The sequence below is a fragment of the Spirillospora sp. NPDC046719 genome (assembly GCF_040645715.1).
GTDB lineage: Bacteria > Actinomycetota > Actinomycetes > Streptosporangiales > Streptosporangiaceae > Spirillospora.
Map to the genome: position 1 here is coordinate 1 of NZ_JBEYYT010000373.1, position 9,429 is coordinate 9,429.

The 9,429-nt window shown below is 71.1% G+C and carries 11 protein-coding genes; 5 read left to right on the forward strand and 6 right to left on the reverse strand.

Annotation, left to right across the window (positions count from 1 at the left end):
- Positions 1–303: 303 nt before the first annotated feature.
- A complete protein-coding gene (locus ABZ914_RS39525) occupies positions 304–1,332 on the reverse strand; it encodes an alpha/beta hydrolase (RefSeq protein ID WP_500199643.1) in 1,029 nt (342 codons plus the stop codon).
- A gap of 173 nt (positions 1,333–1,505) precedes the next feature.
- Between ABZ914_RS39525 and ABZ914_RS39530 the strand changes: the two genes are divergently transcribed.
- Both ABZ914_RS39530 and ABZ914_RS39535 read left to right on the forward strand, forming a co-directional pair.
- A complete protein-coding gene (locus ABZ914_RS39530; protein ID WP_500199645.1) occupies positions 1,506–2,237 on the forward strand; it encodes an isocitrate lyase/PEP mutase family protein in 732 nt (243 codons plus the stop codon).
- A 101-nt stretch (positions 2,238–2,338) separates the two neighbouring features.
- A complete protein-coding gene (locus tag ABZ914_RS39535) occupies positions 2,339–3,169 on the forward strand; it encodes an oxygenase MpaB family protein (RefSeq protein WP_500199647.1) in 831 nt (276 codons plus the stop codon).
- 16 nt (positions 3,170–3,185) lie between these two features.
- Here ABZ914_RS39535 and ABZ914_RS39540 read toward each other — a convergent pair whose 3' ends face one another.
- Positions 3,186–4,061, reverse strand: coding sequence for an alpha/beta fold hydrolase (locus ABZ914_RS39540; protein ID WP_500199648.1), 876 nt, complete (start codon positions 4,059–4,061; stop codon positions 3,186–3,188).
- Between the two features lie 85 nt (positions 4,062–4,146).
- Between ABZ914_RS39540 and ABZ914_RS39545 the strand changes: the two genes are divergently transcribed.
- Positions 4,147–4,698, forward strand: a complete 552-nt coding sequence (locus ABZ914_RS39545; protein WP_500199649.1) for a CGNR zinc finger domain-containing protein — start codon at positions 4,147–4,149, stop codon at positions 4,696–4,698.
- 11 nt (positions 4,699–4,709) lie between these two features.
- Here ABZ914_RS39545 and ABZ914_RS39550 read toward each other — a convergent pair whose 3' ends face one another.
- From ABZ914_RS39550 to ABZ914_RS39560, 3 genes are all read right to left on the reverse strand, one after another.
- Entirely contained in the window at positions 4,710–5,057 is a 348-nt protein-coding gene (locus tag ABZ914_RS39550; protein ID WP_500199651.1) for a VOC family protein, read from the reverse strand.
- 82 nt (positions 5,058–5,139) lie between these two features.
- Complete coding sequence (locus tag ABZ914_RS39555) at positions 5,140–5,649, reverse strand: hypothetical protein (protein WP_500199653.1); 510 nt, start codon at positions 5,647–5,649, stop codon at positions 5,140–5,142.
- Positions 5,646–5,768 carry a hypothetical protein gene (locus ABZ914_RS39560; RefSeq protein WP_433241519.1) on the reverse strand — a complete coding sequence of 41 codons (123 nt, stop codon included), beginning with the start codon at positions 5,766–5,768 and terminating at the stop codon, positions 5,646–5,648. Before ABZ914_RS39560 ends, ABZ914_RS39555 begins: the two co-directional genes overlap by 4 nt.
- Before the next feature lie 110 nt (positions 5,769–5,878).
- On the opposite strand from ABZ914_RS39560, the gene ABZ914_RS39565 reads away from it, so the two are divergent.
- Together ABZ914_RS39565 and ABZ914_RS39570 are read left to right on the forward strand one after the other, a co-directional pair.
- A complete protein-coding gene (locus ABZ914_RS39565) occupies positions 5,879–6,304 on the forward strand; it encodes a hypothetical protein (protein WP_500199655.1) in 426 nt (141 codons plus the stop codon).
- Positions 6,305–7,352: 1,048 nt separating this feature from the next.
- Positions 7,353–8,114 carry a class I SAM-dependent methyltransferase gene (locus ABZ914_RS39570; protein ID WP_500199657.1) on the forward strand — a complete coding sequence of 254 codons (762 nt, stop codon included), beginning with the start codon at positions 7,353–7,355 and terminating at the stop codon, positions 8,112–8,114.
- Between the two features lie 43 nt (positions 8,115–8,157).
- Here the strand turns inward: ABZ914_RS39570 and ABZ914_RS39575 are convergent.
- A partial coding sequence (locus ABZ914_RS39575) for an HNH endonuclease signature motif containing protein (RefSeq protein WP_500199659.1) occupies positions 8,158–9,429 on the reverse strand: 1,272 nt, incomplete at its 5' end.

The window sequence follows — 9,429 nt, forward strand, 5'->3', positions numbered from 1 at the left end:
GCCGGCGGCCGGCCCGGCGCGGTCGGCCGGCCACCGGATACGGCGGCGCGGATACGGCCGGGCGGGGACGGCCGCATCCGCGAGCGTCCGTCGTCGAAGGCGTCGCGCGAGGGGTGGTGCGGACGTTCTCGGTGGACAGCCCAAAGGCTCGCCGGACGGGTGACCGGTGTCAACGAATCCATGGGCCACTGGATTTTCAATCCCTGTGAACGGCCCCTCTGAAAACACTGAAAAGCCCACCTGACCAGCGAGAACGGCGTGCCCGCCGGAGGGGCGGGCACGCCGTTGCGCGGGGGCGGGACGTCAGGGCGCGATGCGCCGGCAGAGCCAGGCGAGCGCGAGCGGGTAGCGGTAGTCGATGCCGCCGTGGCCCGCGTCGAACAGCTCGAAGTGGATCACGTCCGGGGACACCCCGGCGTCCAGCAGCGCGCGGTGGAACGCCTCGGCGCCGATGTCCAGGAACCACTCGTCGCGGGTGCCGCCGTCGATCCAGATCGCCCGCTGGGAGCGCATCGCGGCGGCGTGGTCCGGCACCATCCGGACGGGGTCCCAGGCGAGCCAGCGGTCCCAGACGTCCGGGCGCAGCACGCCCGTCACCGGGTCGAACGGCAGTTCCGGCGTGCCGTCGGACCGGGCGGAGTAGCAGACGGCCATGCCGAGGACGTTCAGCAGCTCCATGTCCTCGGGCTTGGTGAACGAGACCCGCGCGTTGAAGTCGTCCCACCAGCGCATGATGTCGCCGTCGTACGCGCGCAGGTGGCGCACGCACTTGGGGAACTCGGGCAGGTAGCAGTACTCGAACAGGGCGTCCCCGGCGTGGGTGGCGAGCGCGCCGAACAGGTCGGGGCGCAGCATCGGCGTGATCATCGCGCCGTAGCCGCCGCTGGACTTGCCGCTGATCGCCCGGTGCTCGGGCGCGTCCAGGGTCCGGTAGCGGGCGTCCACCCAGGGGACGACCTCGTCGCAGATGTACGAGTGGTACTTGCCGGTGCCGGGCGAGTCGACGTACTGGCTGCCGCCGTGCGCCGTCCACGCGTCGACGAACACCACGATCGCGGGCGGGGCCTCGCCGGACGCGAACACGGCGTCGGCGGTCTCGGGGAACGGCTGCCGGTAGGGCATCCGGTTCCGCCAGATCCCGACGTGCCCGGTGAACCCGGTGATCACGTAGACGGAGGGGTAGCGGCGGTCCGGCTCGTCGTCGTAGCCCGGCGGGACGTACACCAGCAGCGGGCGTTCGTGCGGGTCCTTCAGCGGGTTGCCGCGCAGCAGCTCGCTGCTGACGACGTGCTCCTCAAGGCGTCCGGCGTAGTCGGCGGACCACGGCAGCATGCGCACTCCCTCGTGTCACGGGCCACTCGGCCATCTCGACGCTAACCCAGCCCCCAGGGTCGCGGATACCGCCGCCGGCCGGGTGCCGGACCCGGCCGGACGGGGCATGTGTCACGGAAAGCGTCCCGATCCGGTCCCAATGGTGACCGATCAGGTGACGGAAGGAGAGACGGATGTCCGAGAACGCCGCCCGGTTGCGCGACCTGCACCGACCCGGCGACCCGCTGCTGCTGCCGAACGTGTGGGACGCGGCGAGCGCCGAGATCGTCCAGGAGGCGGGGTTCCCCGCCCTCGCCACCGCGAGCGCGGCGATCTGCGCGATGCTGGGCTACCCCGACCACGAGGGCGCGCCGGCGGACGAGATGTTCGCCGCCGCCGGCCGGGTGATCCGGGCCGCGTCCGTCCCGGTCACGGTGGACGCCGAGGCCGGGTACGGGCTGCCGCCGGAGGAGCTGGTGGAGCGCCTGCTCGCGATCGGCGCCGCGGGCTGCAACCTGGAGGACACCTATGCCGGGAAGCTGGCCGAGCCGGAGAAGCAGGCCGAGTACCTGGCCGCGGTCCGCGCCGCGGCCGGCGACGCCTTGGTGATCAACGCGCGCGCCGACACGTTCATCGGCGGGGTCGCGGACCCGGTGGACGCCGCGATCGCCCGCGGCCGGCTCTACATCGAGGCGGGCGCGGACTGCGTCTACCCGATCACCGCGCCGCCGGACGCGGTGGCGGCGCTGGTCAAGGGCATTCCGGGGCCGGTGAACGTGAACGTCTTCCCCGGCTCGTCGCTCGCCCAGGTGGCGGAGGCCGGAGCCGCGCGCGTGTCGTTCGGGCCGGTGCCGTACATGCGGGCGCTGGACGCGCTCAAGGAGTTCTCGGAACGCGTGCTGCGGAAGGAGGATCCGTACGCCTGACCGGCGGGGGCGTCCGGTTCGCCGGGCGCCCTTGCAAGTGCTCGCTTACAGATGGCACAGTGATACGGAAATCGCTTCTCTGTACCAGGAGTGAGGACCGGATGACCGCGACCGCCACGTCCACGGACCGTCCCCCGACGATAGTCCTCGACGCGATCTCCGGCATGGCCCTGTCCGCCGCCGCCGCGAACGTCGTCATGCAGCTGTCGCGCCTGCCCGTCGGGCACGGCGTCGCCGAGAGCACCGTGGAGAGCGGCCGCGTCGACAAGCACCCCGTCAAGCGCGGGCGCACCACCCTCAGCTACATCGCCGTCGCGATGCTCGGCGACGAGGACGAGCGCCTCGCCATGCGCCGCGAGGTCAACCGCGCCCACAAGCACGTCCGCGCGAAGGAGCCCGTCCCCTACAACGCCTTCGACCGCGACCTCCAGCTCTGGGTGGCCGCGTGCCTCTACTGGGGCACCGAGATGATCTACACGATGCTCTACGGCGACCCGGCCCCCGAGCAGATCGACGCGCTGTACCGGCACGGCGCCCGCTTCGGCACCACCCTCCAGATGACCGAGGACATGTGGCCCGCCGACCGCGCCGCCTTCGAGGAGTACTGGACGGCGTCCCTCAAGAAGATCGAGATGGACGACGTCACCCGCGGCTACCTCCGCGACCTCACCGAGCTGCGGTTCCTGCCCGCCCCCGTGCGGTGGACGCTCGGCCGGCCGCACCGCTTCCTCACCCTCGGGTTCCTGCCGGCCCCCTTCCGCGACGAGCTCGGCTTCCCGTGGACGCCCCGCGACCAGGCCCGCTTTGACCGCTTCGTCCGGCTGATGGCGGCCACGAACCGCGCCATGCCCCGCCCCCTCCGCGCGTTCCCGTTCAACGTCTACCTGTGGGACGTCCGCCGCCGCATCCGGAAGAACCGCCCGATCGTCTGACGCCGGGGCGGCCGCATCACGTCCAGGCGCGGTCGAGGAAGCCCGCGACGAGCGGCGCGATCTCCGGCAGCCGGTCCTCCAGCGCGAAGTGGCCGGTGTCGAGGACGTGGAGCTCGGCGTCCGGGACGTCGCGCAGGTAGGCGCGCGCGCCCGGCTCGGTGAAGAACGGGTCGCCGCGGCCCCACACGATCAGCGTCGGCGGGGTGTGCTCGCGCAGCCACGCCTGCCAGGCGCCGTAGCGCTCCACGTTGGCGTGGTAGTCGAACGCCAGCGCCACCTGGGCCTCTTTGCGTCCGGGCAGGTCGAGGAAGTGCTGGTCGAGCGTCCAGCCGTCGGGCGCGACCACCTCGGTGTCGGCGACGCCCGTCTCGTACTGGCCGCGCGTCCCCTCCAGGGTGAGCAGGGCGCGGATCGTCTCCTCGGCGCCGTCCCGGCCGGGACGCAGCGCGATGAAGCCGCGGGCCGCGTCCGACAGGCCCTCGGCGTACGCGTTGCCGTTCTGGACGATCAGGCCCGCGATCCACTCCGGGCGGCGCTCGGCGAGCCGGAAGCCGACCGGCGCGCCGAAGTCGAAGACGTACATGACGAACCGGGACAGCCCGAGCCGCTCGACGAAGCCCTCGATGACGTCGGCGAGCCGGTCGAACGAGTACGTGAAGCCGTCCGGGACCCGCGTGTGCCCGAAGCCGGGGTAGTCGGGGGCGATGAGCCGGTACCGGGCGCCCAGCACGTCGATCAGCCGCCTGAACTGGTGTGACGCGGACGGGAACCCGTGCAGGAGCAGCAGCACGGGCGCACCGGCGCGCTCGGGCACCGACTCCCGGTAGAAGACGCGGACGCCGTCGACGTCCAGGTACCGGTGAAGCGTCCGCGCGAGCGTGGGAACCGTCATGTCTAACGCCTCTCTCCGCTGAAGATGCGTTAGTTATAGCCAAGGGTTGCCTAACGGGTCAACCAGCGCATGTAGCATTAGGATCATGAGCGACGTCGTCCCGCTGACCGGCGAACCCCTCGCCCTCGACCTCGTCAACACCCGCACCACGGCCGGCGACCTGCTCGCCACCCCCGACGACCTGCGCGCCTGGCTGGAACTCGAAGCCGCCCGGCTCCCGGGCGCCGACTCCCTCGACATACACGATGTACGAGCCGTGCACGCCGTACGCGAGCGCGTCGCCAACGCCGTCGAACGCGCCCGCCACGGTGAGCGTCCCGCCGGCGCCGACCTCGCCGCGCTCAACGACGCCCAGCGCGCCGCACCCGCCATCACCGAGCTGACCTGGGACGGCTCGGCCGTCACGGCCGCACGCCGCCGCACCGGCCCGCCCGGCGCGCGGCTCGCCGGATGGCTCGCCGAGGCCGCCGCCGACCTCCTCGCGGACCCGTCCGTCACGAAGATCCGGCAGTGCGAGGCCGACGACTGCGTCCTGCTGTTCCTGCCCGCCCACCCGCGCCGCCGCTGGTGCTCGGCCGCCCGCTGCGGCAACCGCGTCCGCGTCGCCCGCCACTACCGGCGCCACAAGCCCGCCTGACAGGCCCCGCGTCAGCGGTGCGCGAGGACGTTGATCACCCGTCCGTCCGGGTCGCGGACGAAGAACCGCCGCACGCCCCACTCCTCGTCCCGCAGCGGATGCACGATCTCCGCGCCCCGCGCCCGCATGGCCGCGTACGCCGCGTCGACGTCGTCCACCTCCACGCTGATGTCCGGATCGACCGGCGCCGTCCTGTCCGCGGACATGACGTTGATCTGCGCGCCCGGGATGTCCGGGGAGGCGAGCGTCATGACCCACCCGAGATCCATGACCACCTCGAACCCGAGCAGGCCGTAGAACTCGCGGTTCTCTCCCGCGGCTTCGGAGCGGATATTGGGCACGACGCGGCGAACGGACATATGAGCGGCTCCAGAGAAGTTCGATCCGTGCCTCGACGCTATGCGCCCGGGACACCCAGGTCTTGGACGAATGGGAACGGCGTCACCCGTGTCGGCGGCGGCGGACGGCGTACGCCGCCGTCACCGCCGCCAGGAGCGGCCCCCAGGCGACCAACGGCAGGTAGCAGACGTAGAGGATCACGGCCTTCGCGCCGTGCGGCATCTCCGGATCGGTGTTCGAGAAACCGAAGACCATCGGCGTCCACAGGCAGATCAGCGCCGCCGAGCCGAGCGACGCCGGGACGATCGCGGCGAGCGGCCGGATCCGCCTCCCGGCCACGAACGGCACCCAGCGCGGCCAGACCTCGCCCCACGGCCGGACGAGCCCGAGGCTGAGGAACGCGATCGTCTCCGACAGGGCCGTCAACGCGATCACGTACGGCAGCACGAACCACGGCCCGTTCGCCGGGTCCTGCGAACCGGTGAAGCCCGCCGGCAGGCCGAGCCCGAACAGGATCCGCCAGATCCCGGACGGGAGCGCGCACCACATCGTCGCCTGCGCCGCCCGGTCCGCCCAGCGCGGCACCGGCCCCCGCGTCCCGACGGCGGTCATCGGACGGCCCCGAGCGCGTGCGCGGCCGGCTCACCGGACCCGGTGGCCAGCATCGCCCCGGCGATGAGGGCGACGAGCGCCGCGATCACCGCGGCCTTGATCGTGAACTTCCGGGACACCGCTTCCTCCTGATCTCGCGATGCCCCCACGCTCCCGCCCGCACCGACCCGCCCACCTCCCCCGCACGGGCCATCCACGTCCCCCGCGAGACGGGCATAGGGTGCGGACCGTGCGGTGGCGGGTGAGGTGCGCGCTGGGCGTCTACCTGATCGGGTTCGCCGAGGGAACATGCGCGCACATCTGGGACCTGGCTCACAGCGGCATCCACGCCTACGCGTTCGCCCCAGCCGTACTCCAGGTGTTCTTCACGGCACTGGTCGTCCTGGACCCGCTGGTGGTCGTCCTACTGGCCCGCACGCGCCCAGCAGGCGTCACACTCGCGGCCGCGGTGATGGCGGCCGACGTCACCGCCAACTGGATCGCCGACTGGCCGCACCTGCGCGACGACCCGAACTGGCTATGGCGCCCCGTCGGCCTCCTGCCCATCACCCTCTTCGGCCTCTTCGTGGCCACCACCACGCTCCCCCTCCACCGAGCCTTCACCGCACGCCAGACCCGGTGCTCGGACGCGCTCAGTCCTACTCGGCCGACTTGACGGAGGTGCCCCGGCCATCCCCTCGGCCTTGAGCACGTCGATCGCCGTGCGGATCGTCCTCGGATCCAGCCCTTGCGCGGACGGCTGCTGCAACGACGCCCGGTTCTGATCCAACTCCCGGGAGCCGGCCGCAGTCACCGAGGTCCGAAGACCGGTCGCGGAGCTCTGAACCTCGCCCCCCACCAGCGAAGCGCCCTGCTCCACTCGCTAGGAACGTACGGGTGCCGCTTCGGCACCCTCGGACGATGGCCCGTGCTGATCACTATGCGTTGGCCGACTTCCGTGCCAGGAACACGGGGCGTCCAGTCGGCGTGGTCCATAGCCGTCGAAGTCGTGGCGGATTCCTCGGACGAGGCTGTGCAGCGGAGGAATGTCGGTGGCATCGGCCTGGTCGAGCCGGGCCGGTGGCCTTCGCGGTCGGCCATCAACGAGGCGACACAGTCGGCGACGATGTCGAATTGGCAGCGGGCCAGCAGGTTCTTGCGTCGCAGAGTCCGGGGCGGTCTGGGCGGCTGGCGAGGAGCCGGGGCACGCGGTGAGTTCGTGGCTCATGTTGAGGGCGGGGTCTCCGCTGGCCCGAATGGCCAGGTCAGGCACGGTGTGCCTGACCGGCGTCTTGTCCGGGAGCCTGCGCACCAGGCACAGCAGCGAGTTGGAGCTCGCCGGGATACCCCGCCACCGCCAGGTCCGCCGGTAGCTGCCGTGACGCGGTCTCGACAAAGAGCCGCAGCATGGACAGGCGCAATGCGTGGTCGTCGTACGCACCCTGCTCTTGTCCGCCGCTACCTCCTCCACGGCCACCGACGCGAGATGACCCAGAACACCCGACAACTCTCCACAGTCACACGAGCCGAACTACGTGACGCCATGTGATCAGCTCACAACAAGTCGATCAGAACCCCGACGCCATCCCAGGGACCGACCCAGGCGCGGCCCGCTGCACAGGATCTCCGCTGGCCCGTGTGGATAACGGCGCGAAGCGTCGGCGGAACGGTGAGGGCGGTTGGTCCCTTATCGGCCGGTGTCCGTGCGGGACGATGATGGGGACATGACCGCCAGCTCCCGCGCCGAGTCGTTCAATGGGGCCGCCGCCCAGTACGCGGCCAGCCGACCTTCCTACCCGCCACAGCTCTTCGACGCCATCGAGGAACTCGCGGGTCGTCCGCTGGCCGGTGCCCGGGTCGCCGATGTCGGTGCGGGCACCGGGATCGCCACCGCGCTGTTGCGCGCGAGGGACGCCCAGGTCATCGCCGTCGAACCCGGTGAGGCCATGGCCGCCGAGTGCCGCAGGGCCCTCCCGGACGTGCCGGTCGTACGCGGCGACGGTAACGCCCTCCCGCTGGCCGACGACTCACAAGACCTCATCACCTACGCGCAGTCGTGGCAGTGGACGGACCCGGCCCGCGCCGTCCCCGAGGCACTTCGCGTCCTGCGCCGCGACGGCGCGGTAGCGATCTGGTGGAACACCACGGCCTTCGACGTGCCGTGGATCCGCGCGCAGCACGAGCGCATCGCACGGCATTGCGGGACGGAACCGAAGCCGACCGTCCGTCCCGACGACGGCGAGGCCATCCGGCTGGCGGGCTTGACGGGTCTGCGCGTCGCACGCCGTCAAATGCGCTGGAACCGCGTGGTTCCTCTGGACACCCACCTGGCCAACATCACCAGCCGCTCAGCGTTCCTCGTCCTCAGCGAGGCCCGCAGGCATGCCTTCCGCGTCGAGGAACGCCGTCGGCTACAGGAGGCACTCCCGGACGACACGGTCGAGGAGGCCTACCTAGTCGATCTGCTGGTGGCCACCCGCCCATAACCCTGCGGCCGGGTGGACCGGCGCAGGGCATGGACGAGTGCGGTCAAGCGGCCCAGTCGAGGGTCGGGGTGTCGGGTGGGCCGGTGCTGCCCGGTGGCCCGGCCCTGCTCGTGTCTCGCGTGTCGGCTGGTGGGAGTAGCCGGTAGATGTATCGCCCGTCCTGATCTTTGGTGATGTGGATCTGGTCGGGGTCGGTGTGTTTGAAGCGGTTGTGCCATCCGCAGGTGAGTGCGAGTTGGTCGATGTCGGTGGGCGATCGTCCAAGCGCCCATCCGTGAACGTGGTCGACTTCGCACAGCGTCCCGGGGATTTCGCAGCCGCGTACTGCGCATGAGGGATAGAGCGTTTCGAGGACTTGGCGTTGTGCTGCGGAGGCGAATCGTTCGCGGTAGCCCAGGTAGAGCGGGGTGTTCCCGCGTCCGAGGAGCAGGGGTGAGACTCCGGCGGAGAGGGCGATGCGGCGGGCTTGTGCGGCGGGGATCGGGGTGCCGTCGGTGAGGCGAGCCGGGGCGTTGCCTCCGGTGAGCGTCTCCAGGTCGCAGATGACGGTGACCTTCGATGCCTTGTGTCCGCCTGAGAGGACGCTGGACAGTGCTGCTGCAGTGCGTTCGGGGAGGTCGCGGCGGTCGTCTGGTCCGGCCGGCTTGGCCAGCGGTGCGAGGGTGCCGTCCCAGATGGCGGTGTCTTCGGGGTTCAGCCAGCCTTTGACGTAGCGGCCGCCGTCTAGGGATCTGGTGGTGGTGAGCCAGGACTTGTCGTAGCCGCGTTTGGTGTCCTCGTCGGGGGCGTCTTCGGTGTTGTCGCGTTCGGCGATGAGGTCGCGGATGCGGCGGCCGAACGCGGCGACCTTCCCGGCCGAGAAGCCTTGATCGGCCATTCCCAACAGCGTTGTCTCGACTTCGGCGCAGTCGGTGTCGTCGAGGCGGGCGACCGAGTCGGCGACGGTGGTGGCGTAGCCGTAGGACAAGTCGCCGGAGGCGAGCGCGGCGGAAACGTGGGGCAGGCGGTGGCGCTGCCGGGCAAGAGTCAGCCGTTCCTTGGCGCGGCTGTCGCGCATTCCCAAACTCGAGCGCAGCCACGCTTGGGTGGAGGGATATCCCCACCGGGCCTGTTCTCCGCTGGCGTCGACTCGGGCGATGAATCCGGCGAGCGCGCTTTCCTGCATATCGCACGCGGCCACGAGGGTTTCGGTGAGTTCCAAGGACGCGGCCGCCGATTCGGGGGCTTCTCGCGATGCGAGTTCAGTGGCGATGGTTGAGAGCGCGTTCACCAGTTCCATGGTGGACGCGGCCTCAAGCTCGACCGTCACTGATTG